19 protein-coding genes are annotated in these 23,403 nt (G+C 46.2%); 4 read left to right on the top strand and 15 right to left on the bottom strand.

Translation table 11 applies throughout. The features are described from left to right. Positions 1-161: 161 nt before the first annotated feature. From recQ to citZ, 4 genes are all read right to left on the bottom strand, one after another. Positions 162-2,315 (bottom strand): DNA helicase RecQ, encoded by a 2,154-nt coding sequence (gene recQ, locus ACIFSR_RS12905; RefSeq protein ID WP_430057701.1) that lies wholly within the window; start codon positions 2,313-2,315, stop codon positions 162-164. A gap of 126 nt (positions 2,316-2,441) precedes the next feature. Next, a complete protein-coding gene (mdh, locus tag ACIFSR_RS12900) occupies positions 2,442-3,383 on the bottom strand; it encodes a malate dehydrogenase (RefSeq protein WP_076267790.1) in 942 nt (313 codons plus the stop codon). A gap of 328 nt (positions 3,384-3,711) precedes the next feature. Then, positions 3,712-5,007: an NADP-dependent isocitrate dehydrogenase gene (gene icd, locus ACIFSR_RS12895; protein WP_076267791.1), complete on the bottom strand. Its 1,296-nt coding sequence runs from the start codon at positions 5,005-5,007 to the stop codon at positions 3,712-3,714. 124 nt (positions 5,008-5,131) lie between these two features. Next, positions 5,132-6,244 carry a citrate synthase gene (citZ, locus tag ACIFSR_RS12890; protein ID WP_076267792.1) on the bottom strand — a complete coding sequence of 371 codons (1,113 nt, stop codon included), beginning with the start codon at positions 6,242-6,244 and terminating at the stop codon, positions 5,132-5,134. 306 nt (positions 6,245-6,550) lie between these two features. Between citZ and ACIFSR_RS12885 the strand changes: the two genes are divergently transcribed. Beyond that, on the top strand, positions 6,551-8,098 hold the full coding sequence (locus ACIFSR_RS12885; RefSeq protein ID WP_430057698.1) for a Ppx/GppA family phosphatase: 1,548 nt from the start codon (positions 6,551-6,553) through the stop codon (positions 8,096-8,098). On the opposite strand, the gene ppk1 is transcribed toward ACIFSR_RS12885, so the two are convergent. From ppk1 to ACIFSR_RS12840, 9 genes are all read right to left on the bottom strand, one after another. Further along, positions 8,070-10,136 carry a polyphosphate kinase 1 gene (gene ppk1, locus ACIFSR_RS12880; protein WP_339207807.1) on the bottom strand — a complete coding sequence of 689 codons (2,067 nt, stop codon included), beginning with the start codon at positions 10,134-10,136 and terminating at the stop codon, positions 8,070-8,072. The genes ACIFSR_RS12885 and ppk1 overlap by 29 nt on opposite strands. A 168-nt stretch (positions 10,137-10,304) precedes the next feature. After that, positions 10,305-10,697: an FxsA family protein gene (locus ACIFSR_RS12875; RefSeq protein WP_430057696.1), complete on the bottom strand. Its 393-nt coding sequence runs from the start codon at positions 10,695-10,697 to the stop codon at positions 10,305-10,307. Positions 10,698-10,795: 98 nt separating this feature from the next. Further along, positions 10,796-11,263: an acyl-CoA thioesterase gene (locus ACIFSR_RS12870; protein ID WP_339209539.1), complete on the bottom strand. Its 468-nt coding sequence runs from the start codon at positions 11,261-11,263 to the stop codon at positions 10,796-10,798. Positions 11,264-11,387: 124 nt separating this feature from the next. Next, positions 11,388-13,142 (bottom strand): pyruvate kinase, encoded by a 1,755-nt coding sequence (gene pyk / locus ACIFSR_RS12865; protein ID WP_076267797.1) that lies wholly within the window; start codon positions 13,140-13,142, stop codon positions 11,388-11,390. A 97-nt stretch (positions 13,143-13,239) separates the two neighbouring features. Beyond that, the gene (locus tag ACIFSR_RS12860; protein WP_076267798.1) at positions 13,240-14,310 is read right to left on the bottom strand and encodes an acetyl-CoA carboxylase carboxyltransferase subunit alpha; all 1,071 of its coding nucleotides are present in this window, start codon (positions 14,308-14,310) and stop codon (positions 13,240-13,242) included. Then, on the bottom strand, positions 14,300-15,169 hold the full coding sequence (accD, locus tag ACIFSR_RS12855; RefSeq protein WP_076267799.1) for an acetyl-CoA carboxylase, carboxyltransferase subunit beta: 870 nt from the start codon (positions 15,167-15,169) through the stop codon (positions 14,300-14,302). The genes ACIFSR_RS12860 and accD overlap by 11 nt, the downstream gene beginning before the upstream one ends. Before the next feature lie 40 nt (positions 15,170-15,209). Next, on the bottom strand, positions 15,210-15,401 hold the full coding sequence (locus ACIFSR_RS12850) for a glutamate decarboxylase (protein WP_076267800.1): 192 nt from the start codon (positions 15,399-15,401) through the stop codon (positions 15,210-15,212). A 95-nt stretch (positions 15,402-15,496) separates the two neighbouring features. Beyond that, positions 15,497-15,988, bottom strand: a complete 492-nt coding sequence (locus tag ACIFSR_RS12845) for a phosphatidylglycerophosphatase A family protein (RefSeq protein ID WP_076267801.1) — start codon at positions 15,986-15,988, stop codon at positions 15,497-15,499. A gap of 421 nt (positions 15,989-16,409) precedes the next feature. Continuing rightward, positions 16,410-20,081 carry a DNA polymerase III subunit alpha gene (locus ACIFSR_RS12840; protein WP_430057694.1) on the bottom strand — a complete coding sequence of 1,224 codons (3,672 nt, stop codon included), beginning with the start codon at positions 20,079-20,081 and terminating at the stop codon, positions 16,410-16,412. A gap of 141 nt (positions 20,082-20,222) precedes the next feature. Between ACIFSR_RS12840 and ACIFSR_RS12835 the strand changes: the two genes are divergently transcribed. From ACIFSR_RS12835 to ACIFSR_RS12825, 3 genes are all read left to right on the top strand, one after another. Further along, positions 20,223-20,549, top strand: a complete 327-nt coding sequence (locus tag ACIFSR_RS12835; protein WP_076267803.1) for a YtrH family sporulation protein — start codon at positions 20,223-20,225, stop codon at positions 20,547-20,549. Positions 20,550-20,594: 45 nt separating this feature from the next. Then, positions 20,595-21,068, top strand: a complete 474-nt coding sequence (locus ACIFSR_RS12830) for a hypothetical protein (RefSeq protein ID WP_339207804.1) — start codon at positions 20,595-20,597, stop codon at positions 21,066-21,068. Between the two features lie 89 nt (positions 21,069-21,157). Further along, positions 21,158-21,454: a YtpI family protein gene (locus ACIFSR_RS12825; protein ID WP_076267805.1), complete on the top strand. Its 297-nt coding sequence runs from the start codon at positions 21,158-21,160 to the stop codon at positions 21,452-21,454. Between the two features lie 8 nt (positions 21,455-21,462). On the opposite strand, the gene ACIFSR_RS12820 is transcribed toward ACIFSR_RS12825, so the two are convergent. After that, positions 21,463-22,842, bottom strand: coding sequence for a DRTGG domain-containing protein (locus tag ACIFSR_RS12820; protein ID WP_339207802.1), 1,380 nt, complete (start codon positions 22,840-22,842; stop codon positions 21,463-21,465). A 71-nt stretch (positions 22,843-22,913) separates the two neighbouring features. After that, positions 22,914-23,387, bottom strand: a complete 474-nt coding sequence (locus tag ACIFSR_RS12815; protein WP_076267806.1) for a hypothetical protein — start codon at positions 23,385-23,387, stop codon at positions 22,914-22,916. Positions 23,388-23,403 lie beyond the last annotated feature (16 nt).

Below are 23,403 nucleotides of genomic sequence, written 5' to 3'. Positions count from 1 at the left end.
ATTAATTCTATAAATAGTTTATCAGAAACGAGATTTTTTTCAAATGACTATGCTCCTGAACCGAGGTTTTATACCCTTTTTTGTTTAATTAGCTCCGAATTCGTTCCCTAAATTTTCACACTTTAATTAGAAAGCTCGTTTTAATCGATTTTCGCTTGGCTTTAAGCTTTAAAGCCGTATTTACTCATAACCCCATGAATTGCAAAATAAGTAACTTCCTCAGGCAAAACATCCTTTATGGGACGCAGCTTATCGATTCCTTGCTCGCCAATGGCATGGACGATCAATTGCTCATATTCTGCTGGAATGATTCTGCTCCAATCGATTTCTTCACCTTCATCTGCACATCGAATGATATGTCCTTCAACCGTTACTTTCGTTAATCCGCGTTCCTTCGCTATTTCATCCAGTTCCAGCCCACTTTGAAATAGCTTGAGCGTAGCATAGTGACTTGGCTGCTCATCATTTGTTGCTGCCTTCTTGACGACTAACGGCTCTCTAGCCGCAGTTGTAATCATTCCTTCGGCTTGACCTTCTCCTCCGAATGATTGAATAATCGAGAGCAGGTCTTCTCCATATTTCTCCGCCTTGGCAGCACCAATTCCCTTCACGCTAAGCAATTGATTCTCGTTTTGCGGCCGAGCCATTGCGATTTCTCGCAGCGTTGCATCAAAGAACAACATAAATGGAGGTACACCCTCTGTAGCTGCCTTTTCTTTACGCCATTGCTTGAGCGCATCGAATAGAGGTGAAGCAGCTGCTGAATCGGAAGAGGCTGCTTGCCGAACCGTTGCTCTAACTCTTTGCATGATTGGTTCGCGGCCTTCCAGTACCGGCAGTGCGCTTGCAGTTAGCGAGACGACTGGATATTGCCCTTCACTAAGCTTTAAGTATCCTTCAGCCACGAGCCAATAAAGCCAGTCCGCTATCTCTTTCTCGGGCAAATGCCGCATTAAACCATACGTAGTCAAACGATCAAGCCCAAATTCAAGCAGCCGTTTATCACGTGATCCCTTTAGTACTTTGGCTGCCATCGTTACACCGAAACGCCCTCTCATTCGACCTACGCAGGAGAGCGCCATCTTCGCTTCCTCCGTCCGGTTAACCGGCTCGCTCTTATCGAGACAGCTGCTGCATTTCCCGCACGCCACAACATCCGTCTCTCCGAAATAATCAACAATAAATTGCTGCAAACAACGCTGTGTCCGGCTATAGTTCATCATGGTATGGAGCTTAGACAGCTGAATCGATTTACGATCTGAATCCCCAGTGCCCTGTTCGATCAGAAAGCGCTGCACCTGCATATCAGCCGGTTCAAACAAGAGAATGCATTCGCTCTCCTCTCCATCACGGCCGGCACGGCCTGCTTCTTGGTAATAGGATTCAATATCGCTAGTCATTTGCCAATGCAGCACATAACGAACGTTTGGTTTATCAATGCCCATTCCAAAAGCGTTCGTTGCAACCATTACACGAATCTCATCGAATCGAAACTTCTCCTGTGTGTCAGCGCGCTCAACATCCGACAACCCACCGTGGTATTTGCCTGCTTGAATGCCTCTGCGTGTTAATTGCTCATATACATTCTCGACTTCTTTTCTAGTTGCTGCATAAATAATGCCTGATTGATCCTTGCGCCCTGATAGGAAGCTCTCAAGAAATTTTTTCTTATCCACGCCTGTAACGACGGATAGAGACAAATTGGGTCTTGCAAATCCAGTTACAAAAATGCTAGGCTCACGCAGCTTGAGCATTTCTGAAATATCAAGCGCTACCTCGTTTGTAGCTGTAGCTGTAAACGCCGCAACGAGCGGCCGATCCTTCATTCGAGCAATCCAGCCTGCCAGCTGACGATAGCTGGGACGGAAGTCATGCCCCCACTGTGATACGCAGTGAGCCTCGTCTATCGCAATGAGCGGTATAGTAAGCGTCTCAGATAACGATTGGAACATCGGCGCATCAAGTCTTTCAGGCGCAACATACAGCAGCTTATATTCTCCCATCATCGCGTTTCGCATCACATCTCGATATTCAGCTGCTCCTAGCGAGCTGTTAAGAAACGCTGCAGATACCCCGACTCGCCTCAGCGCATCAACCTGATCCTTCATGAGCGAGATGAGCGGCGAAATAACAAGAGACGTTCCCGGCAAAAGCATGGATGGAATTTGATAACAAATCGATTTTCCGCCGCCGGTCGGCAAAATAGCTAGTGTATCGCGTCCATTCATAATCCCCGATATAATGTCTTCCTGTCCTTTGCGGAAAGAATCATAGCCATATACCTGTTTCAAGGCTTGTCTTGCTTGTTCGATCAACCTGTACCCCTCCCATAGTAAACCTTTTATTTAGTACCTCGAAAATAAACAAGAGGACCCTGGCAGCATTCTGTCAGGGTCCTCCCAAACGCATTCATTTATAAAAGCAGCAATTGAGCTTGCTTGCTAGCCTGTTACTACTTGGATAACGTTGCGTACGGATTGAGCAGATTTATCAAGTGCAGCCTTTTCTTCAGCAGTCAAATCAAGCTCAAGCACCTTTTCAATGCCGTCACCGCCAATGATTGTTGGCACACCCATGAACAAGTTATTATAACCGTATTCGCCTTCAAGCAAAGCGATAACTGGAATAATTCGTTTTTTGTCTTTAAGGATAGCTTCTGTCATTTGAACCAGCGAAGCTGCAGGCGCATAATACGCGCTGCCGTTGCCGAGCAGGTTTACGATTTCGCCGCCGCCAACGCGAGCGCGTTGTACGATTGCTTCAATTCGTTCTGCTGATATAAGCTTCTCGATTGGGATGCCGCCAACATTTGAGTAGCGAACGAGTGGGACCATATCGTCGCCATGTCCGCCAAGCACAAAGCCGCGAACATCTTCAACGGATACGTTAAGCTCTTGCGCAATAAATGTGCAATAACGAGCTGTATCAAGGACGCCTGATTGACCGATTACACGGTTTTTAGGGAATCCAAGCGTTTGGAAGGCTGCATAAGTCATTGCATCCACCGGATTGCTTAAAATAATAACATAAGCGTTAGGGCTAGTTTCTTTAATGTTTTCGCAAACGGATCTTACGATTCCAGCGTTCGTGCTAACAAGGTCGTCACGGCTCATACCTGGTTTACGAGCGATACCTGCAGTGATGATCACAACATCAGAATCTTTTGTATCTTCGTAGTTGGCAGTACCGATAATGTTTGCATCTACTCCAAGCACCGGTGTCGCTTCAAGCATATCAAGTGCTTTACCTTTAGTTGGGTTTTCAAGCGGTGCGATATCAACAAGAACAACATCGCCTAGTTCTTTTTGAGCTAGCATAAGTGCAGTAGTAGCGCCAGTGAAGCCAGCTCCTACTACAGTAATTTTTTTACGCTTAATCGCCATCTGGTGTAAACCTCCTGTAACTTTAGTTAAAGGGGAGACCCCTTTGACCCCCTGTTTTCACTTGCAACCTCCCAAGAGATGTCGAACCCACCTAAATCCTCCCTTCCAAGGGAGGACCTAAGGGGCGCTGCGCCCTCTGGACACCTGCCATTTGGACTAACGCAGGAGGGATATCGGCGCTCTTGAGCATGGATCGCTTTCGTCCCTTTGGGACACGCTTTACGCTTATTCGCGAAGGGAATGTTTCCCTTGCGGGACGCCATTCCCCGTGCGAAAAGCAATAGAATAAAAGATGAGGGGGGCATCTGCCCCCCTACTTTTTATAAAACTACATGTTTTTGATGATTTCGTCTGCGAATGCGGAACATTTTACTTCTGTTGCGCCTTCCATCAAGCGAGCGAAGTCATAAGTTACTGTTTTGTTGTTGATCGAAGCTTCCATACCTTTATAGATAAGGTCAGCCGCTTCTTGCCAGCCTAGGTGCTCAAGAAGCATTACGCCGGAAAGGATTACGGAACCTGGGTTAACTACGTCAAGGTCAGCATATTTCGGAGCTGTACCGTGAGTAGCTTCGAAGATTGCGTGTCCAGTCAAGTAGTTGATGTTCGCGCCCGGAGCAATACCGATACCGCCAACTTGTGCTGCAAGAGCATCGGACAAGTAGTCGCCGTTCAAGTTCAATGTAGCGATAACATCAAAGTCAGTCGGACGAGTAAGTACTTGTTGCAATGCGATATCCGCAATTGCGTCTTTAACGATTAGCTTGCCAGCTGCTTCTGCATCTTTTTGTGCTTTGTTAGCTGCGTCAGTGCCTTCTGCTTCTTTAATGCGGTCGTATTGACCCCATGTGAAAGTCTCGTTAGCGAATTCTTCTTCAGCCACTTCGTAGCCCCAGTTTTTGAACGCGCCTTCTGTGTATTTCATGATGTTGCCTTTGTGTACAAGTGTAACTGATTTTTTGCTGTGTTTGATTGCGTACTCGATCGCTGCGCGAACAAGACGTTTCGAACCTTCTTTCGATACTGGCTTAATGCCGATACCGGAAGTTTCTGGGAAGCGGATTTTGTTAGCTCCCATTTCGTTTTGCAAGAACTCGATTACTTTCTTCACTTCTGCAGAACCTTCTTGGTACTCGATGCCCGCATAGATATCTTCTGTATTTTCACGGAAAATAACCATGTCAACAAGCTCAGGACGTTTTACTGGGGAAGGTACACCCGTGAAGTAACGAACAGGACGCAAGCAAGTGTAAAGATCAAGTTCTTGACGAAGTGCAACGTTCAATGAACGAATGCCGCCGCCGATAGGCGTAGTCAATGGTCCTTTAATTGCAACGATATATTCACGGATTGCTGTCAAAGTATCAGCTGGCAGCCACTCGCCGTATGTGTTGAAAGCTTTTTCGCCGGCAAATACTTCGTACCAAGCGATTTTTTTCTCGCCGTTATAAGCTTTTTCTACCGCTGCATCAAGTGCGCGTTTCGAAGCTTTCCAAATGTCGCGGCCAGTGCCGTCGCCTTCGATAAAAGGAATAATTGGGTTGTTAGGTACTTGAAGTACACCGTTGTCAATTGTAATTTGTTCGCCTTCAGTTGGAAGCGCGAATTTTTCGAACTTAGCCATGAATAAAATCCTCCTTAGAATTGTACCTGCTTAATAGCAAGCATAAATGAAATATGATGTCTTTTTTTAAAGAACAGAGAGCGTAAAGCTTATCCGCTCTCTCTATTGTAACTTAAATCACGAATTAACGCTGTTCAATCGGAATGTACTTGGCATTAACCGGACCAACATAGTCGGCACGCGGACGGATCAAGCGGTTATCTTGGTATTGCTCAAGAATATGCGCGCTCCAACCAGATACCCGGCTGATTGCAAAAATAGGCGTGAACAAGTCACGTGGAATTTCAAGCGTTGTATATACAGACGCTGAGTAGAAGTCCACGTTAGGCTTCAAGCCTTTTTGTCCAGTTACCAGCTCTTCAATTTTAACAGACATTTCGTAAAGCTCCATGTTGCCTGTCAGCTTGCCAAGCTCGCGGGACATTTTTTGCAGATGCTTCGCGCGAGGATCGCCGTTTTTGTATACGCGGTGACCAAAGCCCATAATTTTCACTTTGTTTGCAAGCGCGTTGTTAATAAAGCTTTCAACGTTAGCAGTAGAACCGATTTCTTCTAGCATAACCATTACAGCTTCGTTTGCGCCGCCATGAAGAGGGCCTTTCAAAGCGCCAATCGCAGACGTTACACCCGAATAAATATCCGACAACGTTGCTACGGTTACACGAGCAGCAAATGTCGACGCATTCAACTCGTGGTCAGCATGAAGAACGAGCGCTTGATCAAGTGCTTTAACAGCAACTTCAGCCGGCTCGCTGCCAGTAAGCATATACAAGAAATTATAGGCAATGGATACGCCTTTCTTTGGAGCTACAGGCTCTTGTCCTAGGCGGATGCGTGAAAAAGCAGCAATAATTGTTGGCAGCTGCGCCTGCAATTTAATTGCTTTCAATTGATTCGCTTCAGGAGACATATCGTTTGCAGATTCATCGTACAATGCTAAGCTGGATACTGCCGTACGAAGCGCAGCCATAGAATTTGTATTTTTTGGATAAAGCTTAATTTGATCAATTACGCCTTCTGGAAGCGCTGCAAATTGATCCAATTGCTTTTGCAGTCCATCAAGCTCAGAACGATTCGGTAGTTTACCGTACCATAGCAGGTAGGCAACCTCTTCAAAAGTAGCGTTTTCCGCAAGATCATCAATATCAATACCGCGGTATGTCAATACGCCATCAATAATGGAGCTGATGGAGGACGTCGCTGCGACAATTCCTTCCAGACCTTTAGTTGCTGTCATCGTTCTCTCTCCTTTAACATGGTTATCGTAAACAATAAAAAGGGGTCGTTTTTGTACCATCGCCTTTAATCATAAATGATTTCGGCAATTATGTGAACAAATACAGACATAAAAATGCTTTATCAGCGTCATCAATATTTTTTTCGCTTATTATTTCTCCGCTTCACTTCGTATGCTCAAACTGCATTTTTCCCTATTCGCTCCAATTTTAGCCGCAGCATAAACTATTTTTACAGAAACGGATAAAGTGGTAAAATGTCAAAAAGAGAACTTACAGAGCAAATTTTGCCGTATTGGAGGCGCAACATGACAGGACAACGCATCGGAATTATTGACATAGGCTCCAACTCCGTCCGTCTCGTCGTTTACGAGAAGACAGCAAATGGTGCTCATCGTGTGGCGGATAGCAGTAAACGGCCTGCCAGACTAAGCGAACGTATTGATGAAAACGGATGTCTGCCAGGTACAGCGATCGATGATCTGATCGACACACTGAATCATTTTACCATGATTTGCACACATAATCATACAAGCCATATTCGAGCAGTCGCAACGGCTGCTATTCGAAATGCAAATAATCGTTCAGAAATCCTTGCTCGTATTCATTCGGCAACAGGCTTATCCATCGAATTGCTCACCGGTGAGGATGAAGCCTCGTACGGCTTTCTCGGCATGATTAACTCACTAAAGATTCGTGACGGCCTTCTCATTGATATCGGCGGCGGAAGCACCGAGCTTTCATTATTTCGCAACCGCGTTCTCGTTCATTCTGTATCCTTTCCGTTTGGTTGCGTAAGCTTCAACAAACGTTTCGGCACAAAAGGCACACTCCAAGATGAAGACCTGAAGGCGCTTGAAGCCATCGTTGCAGAAGCGGCTCGAAACGAGACCTGGATTGGAGAAACAGCAGGACTGCCTCTCGTCGGTGTCGGAGGCACGGTGCGTGCATTAGGAAAAATGCATCAAGCCGCATACAAATACCCTTTCCCGCAAACACATAATTATCCGATTACGAGCGAGCACATTGATGAGCTCTTTCATCAAATGCGCAAACTTCCGCTTGATAAAAGACGTAAACTTCCGGGCTTGTCCAAGGATCGTGCTGATGTAGTTGTACCTGGTGTCGCTATTTTACGCGTATTATTCCGTGCAACCAAAGCAACTTATTACCGAATTTGCGGTGCTGGACTGCGCGATGGCTTGTTCCATGCAACCAGATTCCCAAATCGTCCAAAACTAGATGATGTGCTCAAATATAGCCTAACAAATTTAAGTGCCCTGCATCCAGAAGCTCCAAAGCAGCATGTGCTGCAGGTCAACCGAATCTCTCTAGAGATTTATGATGTCCTGAACTATGTTTACCCATTGACACCTCAATCGAGAGTGCTGCTGGACACAGCGTCACAGTTGTTCCGAATCGGTGCATCCATTGATTATTACGAATATGCAAGGCATTCCTTCTACCTTATTGTTAATTCACAGTTGAATGGGCTAACGCATCGCGAAATGATTATGACAGCAGCTATCGCATCTTACAAAAGCAAAGGCCGGGCTCGCCAGCACATTTCCGAATATAAGGAACTGCTTAACGAATCCGACCTTGAAGTCATTTATAAGCTTGGTTCACTGCTGCAGCTGTCGGCAGCGCTTGATCGCGGAGAAACACAAGCCATTGCTCAGCTAAATGTCCAATTATCCGGCATTCAGCTGCTGCTTCGCCCGGTTCAGCCGCGAGGAACGCTTGCAGTTGAGCGCCGAGAAGTGGAGGAGCTCGCCAGCGAATTCAAGAAACTTTGGGGATTCACGCCGAGCCTCGACTTTTCGTCTACGCATGTCCCTTCCAAGACGCTATAACCTTTGCCTCGAATTGACTGCGGAACGGCTCTTTATCAGCACTAGTAAGATGCTCATAAGTACCGTTCGGCTGCAATTCACGGGCTTTTACATTATCATCGATATTAAGCTGAAGCATCTTGATCAATATTTGTCTCAAAATTGGATCAAATACTGGACACATAAGCTCGATCCTTCTTGTAAGATTACGAGTCATCCAATCCGCGCTCGACAAATATACCTCTTCTTCCCCGCCATTATGGAAGTACATAATCCGTGCATGCTCCAGAAAACGGTCGACGATACTTATTACCTGAATATTTTCACTGCGCCCAGGAACACCCGGCCGCAAGCAGCAAACGCCGCGAACGATTAATACGATTTTCACTCCCGCTTGAGAGGCTTCATAAAGCTTATCGATCATCTCTTGATTCGATAAAGAATTCATTTTGGCAATAATGCGAGCTGGCTTGCCGGCTGCTGCATTCAATCTTTCCCTATCGATTAACCGATATAGCTTTTCCTTCAAATCAGAAGGCGCAACGCCAAAAGCTTTCCACTCATAAGGTGATGAATAACCCGTAACCTCGTTGAACAAAGCCGAAGCATCGCCGCCGATTATTGGATGTGACGTAAAAAGTCCAATATCCGTATATAATGTTGCCGTACTGTCATTATAATTCCCTGTCCCTACATGAACGTAGCGGCGCAGCGTGCCATGCTCTCGTCTTACAACTAACAAGATTTTCGCATGTGTCTTCAGACCAACTAGGCCGTAAACGACATGGCAACCAGCCTTCTCCAGCTGACGCGCCCAAGCGATGTTCCTTTCCTCGTCAAACCTCGCCTTTAGCTCTACAACAACCGTTACCTGCTTGCCAGCTTCGCCTGCCTTAGCAAGCGCTTGAACGAGCGCAGACTGGCCGCTCACGCGGTATAACGTCATTTTTATCGCTAGCACGTCGGGATCATAAGCAGCCTGCATGACAAAGTCATTAACTGCGTCAAATGATTCATATGGATGGTACATCAAAACATCGCGCTGGCGGATGACCTCAAACATATCGTCAGTGTGGTCAAATTCTCTTGGATAAATTGGCTCAAGCTTCTCATACCGCAAATTATCATTGCCCGGTACTGCTCCTGCAAACTTCATCAAAAAGCTTAAATCAAGCGGTCCATCTATTTCAAATAAATTATCTTCGATTTCGAGCTCTTCGGTAAGCATTTCGAGCGCATAAGGGTGCATACCCTTGGAAACCTCCAACCTTACAGGAATTCCCCAGCGGCGGCGACGCAGCTCTTTCTCGATCTCCTCAAGCAGATCCTCGGCATCCTCTTCATTCAATGTAATATCCGCATCCCTTGTTAAGCGGAACGGGTTTACTGAGAATGGAATATAGCCGTTAAATAACGTATCGATGAACTTTTCAATTAAATCCTCAAGAAGCACAAACTCCGTTTTCTTGCTGTTAATTCGTCCTGGGACAGGTACAAATCTCGGTAAAATAGAAGGTACCTGGACAATCGCAAACAACGGCTCCTCTTCAGACGGATCACTCTCTTGTCTTAGAAGTACTGCTAAATACAGCTCTTTCGTATGAACAAGCGGGAACGGTCTGCTCTGATCGACAGCCATCGGTGTAAGTACTGGAAATACGATTTCATGAAAATAATCCGAGACTGCTTTCGTTTGCGTTATATTAAGCTCATCCAGCGAACGAATAAAAATGCCCTCACGACTGAGGCTTCGGAACACTTCTCTGTATGTACGATATTGATCATGGACCATTTGGGTTGCTCGCTTAATCAGCCGCTTCCAAAGTCCAGAGGGCGTATAGCCCGTAAAATCAATTTTGGATAAGCCGGCTCTCATCTGCATCTGGATGCCAGCAACTCGCACGCTCATAAATTCATCCAAATTGCTTGAGACAATTGCCAAAAACTTTGCTCTCTCAAGCAGCGGATTGCTGAGATCCTGCGCCTCTTGAAGAACTCTTCGGTTGAATTCGATCCAACTTAAGTCACGATTTACATAGTTGGACAAAAGCTTGGTCATTTCTCACGCCTCCTGAGTAATTTTGCGAAATAAACCTGCTTTTCTAACATACGCTTCTTGCCTCAAATCAAGAATGCTAATATAACGACAAGAAACGACTTATATCTATCTCATTATGAAGCATGACTATTATTGCCATGTTAACCTTTTGTAAATGTCACGTAAATATTAGAATCTTCCGATCTTAAAATTGCCGTTTCGTATTCTTTTCTCTAATTCACGCAGCATGATTAGTCTATAAAAGGTTCTTGTAAATGGAATAAGCAGCGTAATGCCTATGATGTCAGACAGAAATCCTGGCAGCAACAGCAAAATACCTCCTGCTAGCACACATAATCCATCTAAAAGCGACTGGCCGGGAATTTGTCCAGCTTGCATTTGACGCTGAGCCTCACCCCATACTTTTCGCCCTTCCATTCGGGCCAAATAAGCGCCTGCCAAACCCATGAGGATCAGTATAAAAAAGGTGTTCCAGCCCCCGATCCAGCCGCTAATTTGAAAGATACCCCAAAGCTCAACTAATGGAACAACAATTAAAACTGCCAACAGCCATTTATACATGATTGGACCTCCTCCAAAGTTTGCGTAGCAAACTTACTTCGTAAGCATAAGCTTGGTTTGCGCAGCAGCATAATATCATCGCAATTTGTTCGGCAAACTTACTTCGTACGCAGCAGTTCATACAATTCAGGCATGACTTTGTTTAAACGCGCTGGTTGCCATGACTCGTTGACCCATACATGTTTGGTTCCACCCTCCACGAGCAGCTCACCAGGCAGTGATTCGCTTTCTGATACTACTGATGTATGGAAATCATCCAGTGATACCTTTCTAACCTGTGATTCAAAGGATACGCGCAGAGGGCTGCAATCAGCAATTCGAGTACAAACGATTACAGTATCGTCATAGCGAGCGGGTTGCACATAGCGGCATTGCAAATCTATAACCGGCAGCAGCAATCCTTGCTCTTCAATGGTTTTATAGTCATAACCAGCATTTCTTATCCATTCAGTACGTCCAATTTCGAACCAAGTTACATAATTCCCGTGAAAAACGACACCCATTTGATCGGTTTCCTGATAACGAACGCGCAGCGGGTGCAGAACCCAAGTGGAAGCTGACAGCATAAATGCCCCCCATTTTTTATCAAATCGAACATGCTTTGACGAATTGATTAGCAAAAAGCGACGGTGAGATCACCATCGCTTTTTGTTTTTGTACTATATTTTTGTTAACAAAGGCACTGTTTTATTACAGTACTTTTGATTGGCCGTGATAGATAACGCCTGTTTCGCCATAGATGGTAACTTCCATGCCATCTTGCAGCAATTCAGTTGCATTTTGGATGCCAAGAATAACCGGGATTCCAAGATTCAGGCCAACTACAGCGGCATGGCTAGTAATTCCGCCTTGCTCTGTAATAACTGCGCCAGCTTTTTCGAATGCAGGCATATATTCTTTATCTGTGGAGATCGTTACCAAGATTGAACCTTGAGTTGTTTTTGCAATAGCTTCCTCAGGTGTACGAGCTACTACAATTTTACCGATAGCGGTTTGGCTGCCGATACCTTGTCCTTGTGCCAAAAGCTCACCAATGTGGTGAATTTTGATAAGGTTTGTAGTGCCAGCACGGCCAACTGGAACGCCAGCTGTAATAACAACTGTATCTCCCAAGCTTAGGAAACCAGTGCTCATACCGCCTTTTACAGCATTTTCGAACATTTCATCCGTTGTATCCGCATCTGGACCAAGCACTGCAAATACGCCCCAAATGAGAGATAGACGACGCAATACCTTCTCATCAGTCGTTACAGCAATGATTGGAGCTTTAGGCTTGTACTTCGATACCATGCGAGCTGTAAAGCCGCTTTGTGTCGATGTGATGATCGCTTTTGCACCAAGGTCAAGAGCCGAGTTAGCAACAGCTTGGCTGATTGCTTCCGTAACGGATACTTGTTGTGCATTGGCTTGTTTTGTGAAAATTTCACGGTATTCCAAAGCGGCTTCCGCACGCTCAGCAATACGAGCCATTGTTTGTACGGATTCAGTTGGATATCTTCCCGCAGCTGTTTCGCCGGAAAGCATGATCGCATCTGTACCGTCAAAAATCGCATTTGCAACGTCACTCGCTTCTGCGCGAGTTGGACGCGGGTTGCGCTGCATGGAATCAAGCATTTGTGTTGCTGTAATGACAGGTTTACCTACACGGTTACCTTTTTTGATCATATTTTTTTGAACGAGCGGCACTTCTTCAGCTGGAATTTCAACGCCGAGGTCGCCACGCGCTACCATAAGACCGTCAGAAACCTCAAGAATTTCATCAAGGTTGTCTACGCCTTCTTGGTTCTCAATTTTGGAGATAATTTGAATGTGACCTGCATTATGACGCTCAAGCAATTCACGAATTTCAAGCACGTCGCTCGCTTTACGAACAAAAGATGCTGCGATGAAGTCTACGCCTTGCTCGATACCAAATACGATATCGTTAGCATCCTTTTCCGTAATACCAGGCAATGAAATTTTCACGCCAGGAACGTTAACGCCTTTTTTACTTTTAATTGGACCGCTGTTTACGATACGGCAAACGATCTCAGTGCCTTTAACCTCTTCAACTGTCAATCCGATCAAGCCATCATCAATGAGGATAGTTGAACCAATTGTTACATCGTTTGGAAGGTTGTTGTAAGTAATAGGAACACGGTTGCGGTCACCCAAAATTTCTTCTGTAGTAAGCGTAACGATTTCACCTTGATTAAGCTCAATAGGCTCTTCTTTAAGCTTGCCAAGACGAATTTCAGGACCTTTCGTATCAAGCAAAACCGCTACCGAAGTACCAAGTTCTGCATTTGCAATGCGGATGTTTTTAATACGGTTGCCGTGCTCTTCAAAATCTCCGTGTGAGAAGTTAAGACGGGCAACGTTCATGCCTGCATTGATTAGCTTTTTTGTGTTTTCCAGTGATTCGCTGGATGGACCGATAGTACAAACAATTTTCGTTTTACGCATGTTAAGTTTCCTCCGTATACTGCCTGATATTCTTTACTATACTGACATGACAACCCACTGCTTGTACAGTGAAATAATCATTTTTACATATTATTCACTATTGAACGGTCGGAGTTGCTTCCGGCGCCTGTTCCTGAGATACATTCACCGCGTCCGCTTTTATACCGATATTTGTATCGGCAACTGCTCCGTCCGCCACATCTCCGGGCTCTTCAACGATCTTGAATTGACCGACTTTACGGAATTTATTATACCGATCTTCGATAAGCTGCTCAGCACTCATTTTCATAAGTTCTTGTAAATGCTGCCACAGCTTTTCCTTAATTTGCTCCGCTTGAAATGCCAAGTCCTTATGTGCGCCGCCCTGCGGCTCTGGAACAATATCCTCAATTACACCAAATTCTAACAAGTCTTTGGCTGTAATCTTCATGGCTTCAGCTGCTTGATCTGCCCTGGAAGCATCTTTCCATAAGATGGATGCCGCTCCATTTGGCGAAATTGCACTATAAATCGCATTTTCCAACATTAATACACGGTTTCCGACGCCTAAAGCGAGTGCTCCCCCGCTGCCGCCTTCACCAATAACGATACAAATAATAGGCACGCCGAAGCCGGCCATTTCCCGCAGGTTGCGCGCAATCGCTTCCGATTGACCTCGCTCCTCGGCGGTTTTGCCCGGATAAGCACCCTTCGTATCAATAAACGTGATGATTGGCCGCTTGAATTTGTTCGCTTGCTCCATTAGACGAAGCGCCTTGCGGAAGCCCTCAGGATGAGGACTGCCGAAGAAACGAGCAATATTCTCACGAGTGTCCTTGCCGCGCTGGTGTCCAATAACAGTAACTGGAACACCGTTTATCTTAGCAAGGCCACCAACGATGGCAAGATCATCTGCAAACAGACGATCTCCATGAAGCTCCATATAATCGGTAAATACCGTTTGAATGAAGTCTAACGATGTCGGACGCTGATGATGACGCGCCATATGCATCTTTTGAGCAGGAGTCAGCTCACTATACAATTCTTCTTCCAGCTGCTTGCACTTAAGCTCAAGACCGCGTATTTCTTCCGTGAAGTCGATACCCTTCTCCACGCTTAAGGTCTTAAGCTCAGTTACCTTCTGCCGCAAGTCGTTCAACGGTTTTTCAAAAGGCAGCTCACCCGCCATAGGATGTTTCCTCCCTTACGCAATGCATATCAAGCAGCTTTGCTAACGTAGGTTTCATATCTTTGCGGTGTACGACTTTATCCAATTGGCCATGCTGCAAGTTAAACTCAGCCGTCTGGAAGTCGTCAGGCAGCTTCTGGCGAATCGTTTGTTCGATAACAATTCGTCCGGCAAAACCGATCAACGCGCCAGGCTCGGCCAAATTGTAATCGCCCAAGCTCGCAAAGCTTGCCGAAACCCCGCCCGTAGTAGGATCGGTAAAAATCGAAATAAACAAACCCCCAGCACCTTGAAACTTTGAAAGTGCCGCGCTCGTTTTGGCCATTTGCATTAAGCTAAGAATACTTTCCTGCATCCGGGCGCCGCCCGATGTTGAGAAAATAAGAAGCGGCAGTTTCTTCTCATGAGCCGCTTCGATCGCTCTTGTAATTTTCTCTCCAACTACGGATCCCATACTGCCAGTGAAAAAATCAAAGCTCATGACTGCTACGACGACAGGAAAACCACCAATCGTACCTTCTCCTGTTACGACAGCTTCGCGAAGACTCGACTTGCTCTTCTGCTGCTCTAGCTTGCTCGCGTAACCTGGGAAGTTTAGAGGATCGATGGATTCCATATTGGCATCGTATTCTACTAGATGCCCATCATCAAGCGTTAATGCAATACGCTCCAACGCGCTTAGACGGTAATGATAACCGCAGGATGAGCATACCTTCAAATTCTTTTCCAACTCTTTGCTATACTGAATCGTGCCGCATTTGGAGCACTTATTCATCAAGCCCTCAGGAACTTCACGCTTGCGTGGTTCCGAAGGTATTGTTGCATATTTTTTCTTAGTAAATAAATCTTTTATTTGCACGTGTGACACCTCTCAAGGCGCAATAGTATAGAGCATTCCATCATAATGGCCGCATAATGGAGTTGAATACTTCTTGAACTTCCTCCAACTCGCCTGACGGAACTAGTATCTCGTATTGCTGTTTGGACAGATTGACGGAGCGGATTTTCACCAGAAACCCTTCATCCGTTAGCCGCTTCTTGATGTTATCTGCAATTTTTGCTGTTGGTGCGATATAAATGACCGTCCACATCATGGTACCTCCTGAAAACTTTGCTTCCACAAAGCTCACTTACTAAGCACAGCTATCCCGGTAACAGGCCATATGATCTCACAATGATACCATAGTTAAGGCGAATCCGGCAAATCATATTGGATCGCTTTCGGGTCCTGATGTGCAATTCGAGCAGACGCAGCAGCGGCTAATCCAGCAACCAGGTCATCTAAAAAAACATGAATTCGTTCACCTTTTATATTTAGTTGACGAATAATACCGGGTTTTACTTTATCTAAATATCCGAAGCTCGTCAATCCAATCATGCCGTAAACATTCGTAATGCCGAGCGCAAGCGTCTCATCCACACCGTAAAGCGACTCATCATTTTCCATAATCGATTGCAAAGGCTCTGGCAATAACTTCCGCTCAGCTAACTCATCAAGGGCCATACCCGTATACATGACATATTGAACCTCTCGTTTGCCAAGCACTGCCCTTACGCTTTCCTCACACTCTTCCATCGTCAAATCACCGTTATAAGGACGCTGCAGCGTATAAACGATTTCTGTTACATCATCGATGGATACTCCTCGTTTTAAGAGCCATTTCTCGATTCCTGTCATAGGACTCATCCCTCCCGTAACTGCTTGTACGTTTATCTTGGAAACATAGGCGTGAGCAGATGACATTGTCCTCAGGCGGCGCTCGCACTCTCCGAGCCCCAAAGCCATCTTCACATGTATCTCTAAACATATGCACAGATAGGCTCTGATGTGCATACGAAATGCCGTTGCTTGCAACATAAAGCAGGAGGGTAGAAATCCTATTGCATCAATACCAAATATTCATGGCAATAGAATAATTTTTCTTCTTATTTTTTTTGCATAATCTCACTATCGAAATAATTTCAAACCACGGTTTGCTCAGCTCAAACCTTTCTCGCCATTGCATATTTTCAAGCTTAAAATTAGCATCTAATTTCTGATTTGCCAGAAGCGAGAATTAGATTGCAGAAGGCCTCGCACCAGCTTGTTTATGTCGGTGTCATTTGACGATGATCGAGCCTTCACCCAAGAGCTGCTCAACGGCTGCGATAAGCTCAGCAGATGGTTTAACGCGATAACTATCGCTGAGAGCAATCGATTTTTGTCCTTGTACATAAAATAACACGGTAGCGAGCTGTCCGGAATGACCAGCCAAAACACTTTTCAGCTGTTCAAGGACAGCAGGCTGTTCATTTTCCGCCACAATTTTTATATATACGCGCTGCGGCTTGCGCTCATCGGATGCAGGTGTAGTGAAGTTATTTCCGGACTGAGGGCTGGGTTTAACGCTACTATTATCAGCAGCCTTAGACTGGAAAGCTGGCCGATTGCTAGGTGACGTCGTTCGGTTAGCTTGGCCTTGCGTTTTCTGAGTACTGCCCTGAGAAGTATAGCTGCTGCCGCCAGTTCTTGCCGCGCGAGCCTTCGCCTGCTTCTGCAGCCGTCCTACGTGATCCGCAAGCTCCATCTCCGCATGTTCAATCGGTACACAATCCTCAACGATGAGCTTATAGTCATCATCCTGCTGCTGAACCGTTGCTTGTATAATGGCTAAGCCGCCCTTTTTGAGCTTGCTTTCGATTCGCTTCCAGATCGTTGGAAATACGACAGCTTCCACACGCATTATGCGATCTTCAAGCTCGAGGAAACCCATGGACAGACCTTTCTTATTCGTGAAAGGTTTGATGGATACGACCATAATGCCTACAATAGCAATCGCCCCGTCCTTTGCATCAGACAGCTCAACCAACCGATCAAGACCTAGCGCTGACAGCTGCTGCTCGGCAGCATCCAGCGGATGGCCGGATAAATAAAGCCCCAGCAGGTCCCTTTCAAAATCAAGCTGTTGCCCTGTCGTGTACGGACGGATTTCGGGCAGCTCGACATCCCAGTTCTGCACCTCATCTAAACCAAACATTTCAATTTGCAGCTCTTCACGGTCTTTGCGCCATTTGATTGCTGTCTCTACCGTCTCCTCCAATGCAGCTAGTAGCTGAGCACGATGTCCTGGCAACGAATCAAAAGCTCCCGCCTGAATGAGCGACTCCAGCACCCGCTTGTTCACAACCCGCAGGTCTACACGCTGGCAAAGATCCAGAAGACTATCGAAGAGCCGATCCTTTCGCTCTTTTAAGATCGCTTCAATGGCTTGTGTGCCGACATTTTTAATAGCTGCCAGCCCGAATCGAACCGCTTTCTCAACAGGTGTAAACGATACGCTGCTTTCATTAACGTCAGGCGGCAGCACAGCAATGCCCATTCGCCGGCATTCATCCACATATTCAGCGGTCTTCCGCTGATTCCCTGTAACTGAAGCCAGCATCGATGCCATAAACGGCACAGGATAGTTAGCTTTAAGCCATGCTGTCTGAAAGGCGAGTACTCCATATGCTGCTGCATGCGCCCGAGGGAACCCATAATCGGCAAATCGAACAATCATGTCGTAGACATGATTGGCATCCGTTTCTGAATACCCTTGTGCAAGACTTCCTTTCACAAAGTGAGCCCGCTCTTCGTCGAGCACCTCACGCTTCTTCTTGGATACTGCTCGGCGCAGCAAATCCGCTTCCCCAAGAGAAAAGCCAGCCATCAAGGAGGCAATTTGCATGATCTGCTCTTGATAAACAATAATGCCGTAAGTGTCAGAGAGAATAGGCTCTAGCGACGGATGCGGATATTCAACCGTTACGAGCCCGTGTTTGCCTTGAATGTATTTAGGAATAAACTCCATCGGGCCGGGACGGTAGAGTGCAAGGACGGAGACGATATCCTCGAATTCCGTTGGCTTCATTTCCTTCAGCACTCGCCGCACACCGGCAGACTCGAGCTGAAAAATTCCGGTCGTGTCGCCGCGGCTCAGCATGGCATACGTTGCCGGATCACTATCGCTAATGGTGTGGAAATCGATCACTCTGCCGTGCTGCTCCTTAACGGCGTGCAGTGCACGCTCTAGAATGGAGAGTGTACGCAAGCCGAGAAAATCCATTTTTAGAAGTCCAATAGCTTCTAAATGCTCCATTGAATATTGGGTGAGCGGAATTCTCTCGCTTCCTGTCTGTATAGGCGTATAATGTGTAAGCGGCTCTTGTGAAATCACAACACCCGCAGCATGAGTGGAGGCATGCCTTGGCATGCCCTCAACCTTCAAGGCCATCTTCAGCAAAGCCGCCGTCTTCGGCTGACGCTCGCTTGCTTCACGCAGCTCGTTGCTCATGCGAAGCGCTTCCTCAATCGTAATGCCCAGCTGGTTTGGAATAAGCTTAGCTGCTCGATCCACCTCTTGAAACGGAACGTTCATAGCTCTGCCTACATCCCGAACTGCTGCCTTGGCCGCCATCGTTCCGAATGTAATGATTTGAGCAACATGTTCTTCGCCGTATTTAGCTGCCACGTAAGCAATGACCTCGTCACGCCGTTCATCATTGAAGTCAATATCAATATCGGGCATGGAAATTCGCTCAGGATTAAGAAATCGCTCGAACAAAAGCTTATATTTCAGCGGATCAACATCCGTTATTCGAAGCGTATAAGCAACTAAGCTGCCCGCGGACGAGCCCCTTCCAGGTCCCGTTCTAATGCCTGAATCATGAGCGAAGCGAATAAAATCCCAAACGATCAGAAAATAGTCGCTGAATCCCATTTTCTCGATGACAGACAGCTCATATTCGAGCCGCTGCTCCGCCTTTTGTCTATAATCAGTATCTTGAACCCACTCTGGATTTCCGCCATATCTAGCAACTAATCCGTCGCGGCATAAAGTAATTAAGTAATCGGATGAGCTCATACCCGAAGGTACCGGCCGAAAAACAGGAAGCGCTGCGCGTCCAAGCGTCAGCTCAAGCTCACATTTATCCGCGATCTCAACTGTATTCGCAATCGCTTCAGGCACATGTCTGTACAGCAGCGCCATTTCGTCCGCACTCTTCAGATACATCTGATCCGTCAGCATGCGCAATCGATCAGTATCCTCTGTCGTTTTGCCCGTACCGATGCAAATAAGCACATCCTGCATAGCAGCGTCCTCAGCCTGCAAGTAATGTACGTCATTTGTAGCGACCAGCTTAATACCTGTTTCCTCAGCAAGCTTTATCATATCAACAGCTACTTTTTTCTGATCCAGAAGACCATGATCCTGCAGCTCTAAATAAAAGTCATCTCCGAAAATATCTTTATAACGCAAAGCGCTGCTTCGCGCTTGCTCCAAGCGGTCATGCAGCAGATGCTGAGAGATCTCGCTCCCCAAACAAGAGCTTAAACAAATAAGCCCTTCAGAGTACTCACGCAGCATCTCCAAATCAACGCGGGGTTTATAGTGAAAACCTTCTAAATGTGCTATGGAGCAGAGCTTCATTAAGTTTCGATAACCCGCTTCGTTTTTGGCAAGCACAATCAAATGATAGATTGGATTTTCCTTGCGCGCCCCTTTCTCAAAGCGAGAACCAGTCGTCATATATAGCTCGCACCCAATAATTGGTTTTATTCCTTGTGCACGGCATGCCCGGTAAAAAGGAATAGCTCCGTACATGACTCCATGATCGGTGAGCGCAAGTGCCTTCATGCCGAGGTCCGCAGCTTTAGCTGTCAAATCTTTAATTCTGGCGGCGCCGTCGAGCAAGCTATATTCGCTGTGGACGTGCAAATGCACGAAAGATTGTTCATTATGGCCGCTCATCGCATCGGTTCCTTTCCGCTTCGTCCAAAAATAAGATAATTCTATTTTATCATAATAGCGATGGACACGCCCATAGAATGGTAGCAGAGCATACAAGCATGCGGTGTAAATCTACAAGACTATATTTTTGGAGGGATACGGGTGAGCTATTTTTTGTCCAAAGCAGGACTTGATTTCTTTATCGCATTTGGAGTTGTTTTAGGTGGATCTACGCTTGCAGCAGTGGGATCGGTGTTTATGCTGATGCCGCCAGCCCATACAATGCTCGATACAGCCATAAAACTGAAAATATGGGCGATCGTCGCAGCAATCGGGGGGTCGATTGATCCCGTTCGAGTCATTGAAAGCAACATCATGGATGGTCAGTTATCGCCGGCAGCCCAGCAAATCTGCTTTATTATTATCGCTTTTCTGGGTGCACATTTAGGTACAGAGCTAGTGCGGCTTATTTGCAAGGGAGCCACCTAAGCGATGCGCGTGCCGCCGTTTAGCCGTTTCACGAGAGGACTGCAAATGGTAGGAGTATTGACACTCGGGATGATCATTGGCGCAATTGTGTACAATTCACTTTATTTGGCGCAATTTGAGGCTTTAATCACATTGAAGAGTGAGCTGGAGGTTAAGCTGGAGCAATACGAAACGGATTTAAAGCATTTAAATGAATTCAAGAATCAACATACCGTTATAAAAAGCATCCTGCCCCGTGTAGAGAAAGAAGCCGGCCAAAATACGGGAAGACCCCATCTTGATCAAGTTACCGAGGCGTTGATTATTAAGCGGATAAAAGGGGATTTGAGCGTCTTCCTTGGGCAAAGCATTTATGAAATTGACTCTGACGCAAAATTCGCACGCAACCTCCTTGAGAAGAAGGTCTATATGGATGTGAACAGCAAGGACTATACCATTGAGGTTAAGACTATTCTTGTCGTTGATAATGTGCTGCATGTCTGGATCAAGGTGCGTGATTATACAAAGCCTCCTTCTTAAGCATACAGCTGCGATTCGTGATACAATAGAGCCTGTCTATTCACAAGATCGAAGCTGTACATACGTAACTTAAAAGGAGTTGCTTTTCCATGGATCAACTGATGCAATGGCTGCTTGTGCCGGGCATCCTAATTACACTCGTGCTTTCGGCTGTATTCAGCTTTAAATCACGCCGCTCCACTGATGCGAGAACCCGGGGCCTCTTCACAGCTAGAATGAATATTAGCATGGGAGCCATGCTGCTTTTTATCGCTCTCGTTCAGTTATTCTTGTCCGGAGAATCTACGCTTCGCATCGTAATTGGCGCTATATTCCTTGTGATCGGCGTATTTAATGTGTTTGCTGGTCTTCGCAATCTCAGCGCGTACAGCTCGACAAGAAATTAAATGTGCAATTAATACGGATCAATCATTTGGGCCGTCAGCATCGCTTTGGCGGCCAAGCCTTGTTTGTCCTTCACTTCGATTTCAAGCTTCGTAAACTTCCGACTCATCTCAAGCGCTTTAGGAATGATCGTAACCTCACTGTCAATTTGAACCGGCCTAACAAAAAAAGTCGTCATACTCTCCAGCAAATAGTCACGCTTCGCCGTTTCTCGAATCATTCTGCGAGCCGCTTGCGTCATTAGCGTAGAGAGAAGTCCTTCCGATACCATCCCAAGCGCACCTGACATTTGCGGTGTAATGATTCCCTTATAAGCAATGCCCAGCTCGTCCTGACCAATGACATTAACATTTGTTGTAGCCATAAAGCCCGTCCACATTAAGTCTTCGAATGTCTCTCCCGATTCCGGCTGCTTTCCTGCAAAACGCATCGCATCAAGCACTTCTTGCCTCGTCACAACGCCTAACAGCTTGCGATGCCTGTCAACGATAGGCAACAAGTCAATACCTTCCGCAGCCATCGTATGAGCAGCCGAAGTAACCGTTATATTTGGTGCCGCTGTAATCGGATTTTTTGTCATCACTTTATCTACCGCGCTATCCTCAGGCGATCCTACAGCATCCTTAGCCGTCATCATGCCAACAACCTTGCCCCTTACATCGACTACTGGAAATCTGGAATAACCCGTTTCGCGCGATATCTTATGGAAGTCCAAAACCGTTTGCCCGATTCGCATCACATCAGCGGGTCTGCTGAAGGTTACGATGTCTTCGATCAGCATGATCTTCCGCTTAATAAGCCGGTCATACATCGCACGGTTAATCATGGAGGCGACTGTAAACGTATCATGCCGCGATGAGATGATTGGAAGAACGCGCTCGTCAGCAAGCTTGATTACTTCCGCGCTCGGCTCAAAACCGCCTGTAATCAATACGCCTGCTCCCTCCTCAAGCGCGCAGCGATGCGCCCCGATACGGTTGCCGACTATTAGCAAGCTGCCCTCGTCAATGTAGCGCAGCATCGCATCCAGCTCCATTGCACCAATGACAAACTTATGCAGCGTTTTATCAAGTCCGGCTGCTCCGCCGAACAGCTTGCCTTCCACGATCTCGGCAACCTCGCCAAATGTAAGCTGGTCCAGCGCTTCCCGCCGTTTCCGATCAATCCGCACCGTTCCGATGCGTTCCTTCGTGCTGACAAGCCCTGAGCTTTCCGCTTCTTTAAATGCTTTATAAGCCGTTCCTTCGCTGACGCCTAATTCCTTAGCAATCGCGCGTACGGATATTTTCGTTCCAATCTTCAAGCTTTGTATATAAATCAAAATTTGTTCATGCTTTGTGCTAGTCTCGTTGCCTGGTCCGATTGAAGCCACCTTATATCCTCCGTCCACTTGCCTTTGTTTCTCCCTATTATAGGAGAAAGCGAGGAACAAGTCATGCTTACCCTCGATTCAAGCCTAATCTAGAGCTGCCATTGAAGCAGAACTTGATTCGTACGCAGCCTGCCATCGATCAGCTGACCCTCCAAGCCTTTAAACCGCCATTTCTTGAACAGCTGCTGTACCGTTTGAACATTGATGGCATCTTCAGCGCCTGACATGATAAACGCTTGCCAATCATATTCAATCGGAATCGGATATCGCAGTGATTGGATAAGGAATTGATTCATTTCTATCACTTGTGATGGAATTTCATCGTATATGCTAGAGAACAAAAAAGAGCTTTGCTCGCTGTGCGGCCGAGAAATAGGATCTGATTTTAAGTCAAGCACATATTCAACGATTTGGGTATGCGGGTTAACACGACAGCTAAATGAGCCACGAGCAGCCAAAGCCTTATCGACACGGTGAGACAAGCGGTATGTGAACTGAACAAGGAATGGAACATTGTTATAATATGCGCGAACTTTTCTGAAAAATTCGAATTCGTCAACCACTTTGCTTCCTCCTCGT

Origin of the sequence: Paenibacillus sp. NRS-1760 (assembly GCF_050467785.1) — a bacterium.
In the GTDB taxonomy this organism is placed as follows: Bacteria; Bacillota; Bacilli; order Paenibacillales; family Paenibacillaceae; genus Pristimantibacillus.
This window is presented reverse-complemented; position numbering and strand designations above follow the sequence as displayed.

Excerpts from the sequence above, each read along its gene's own strand:
- mdh (WP_076267790.1), bottom strand. The coding sequence starts at position 3,383 with ATGGCGATTAAGCGTAAAAAAATTACTGTAGTAGGAGCTGGCTTCACT.
- icd (WP_076267791.1), bottom strand. The coding sequence starts at position 5,007 with ATGGCTAAGTTCGAAAAATTCGCGCTTCCAACTGAAGGCGAACAAATT.
- citZ (WP_076267792.1), bottom strand. The coding sequence starts at position 6,244 with ATGACAGCAACTAAAGGTCTGGAAGGAATTGTCGCAGCGACGTCCTCC.
- ACIFSR_RS12885 (WP_430057698.1), top strand. The coding sequence starts at position 6,551 with ATGACAGGACAACGCATCGGAATTATTGACATAGGCTCCAACTCCGTC.
- ppk1 (WP_339207807.1), bottom strand. The coding sequence starts at position 10,136 with ATGACCAAGCTTTTGTCCAACTATGTAAATCGTGACTTAAGTTGGATC.
- ACIFSR_RS12875 (WP_430057696.1), bottom strand. The coding sequence starts at position 10,697 with ATGTATAAATGGCTGTTGGCAGTTTTAATTGTTGTTCCATTAGTTGAG.
- ACIFSR_RS12870 (WP_339209539.1), bottom strand. The coding sequence starts at position 11,263 with ATGCTGTCAGCTTCCACTTGGGTTCTGCACCCGCTGCGCGTTCGTTAT.
- pyk (WP_076267797.1), bottom strand. The coding sequence starts at position 13,142 with ATGCGTAAAACGAAAATTGTTTGTACTATCGGTCCATCCAGCGAATCA.
- ACIFSR_RS12860 (WP_076267798.1), bottom strand. The coding sequence starts at position 14,310 with ATGGCGGGTGAGCTGCCTTTTGAAAAACCGTTGAACGACTTGCGGCAG.
- ACIFSR_RS12850 (WP_076267800.1), bottom strand. The coding sequence starts at position 15,401 with ATGTGGACGGTCATTTATATCGCACCAACAGCAAAAATTGCAGATAAC.
- ACIFSR_RS12845 (WP_076267801.1), bottom strand. The coding sequence starts at position 15,988 with ATGACAGGAATCGAGAAATGGCTCTTAAAACGAGGAGTATCCATCGAT.
- ACIFSR_RS12840 (WP_430057694.1), bottom strand. The coding sequence starts at position 20,081 with ATGAGCGGCCATAATGAACAATCTTTCGTGCATTTGCACGTCCACAGC.
- ACIFSR_RS12830 (WP_339207804.1), top strand. The coding sequence starts at position 20,595 with ATGGTAGGAGTATTGACACTCGGGATGATCATTGGCGCAATTGTGTAC.
- ACIFSR_RS12825 (WP_076267805.1), top strand. The coding sequence starts at position 21,158 with ATGGATCAACTGATGCAATGGCTGCTTGTGCCGGGCATCCTAATTACA.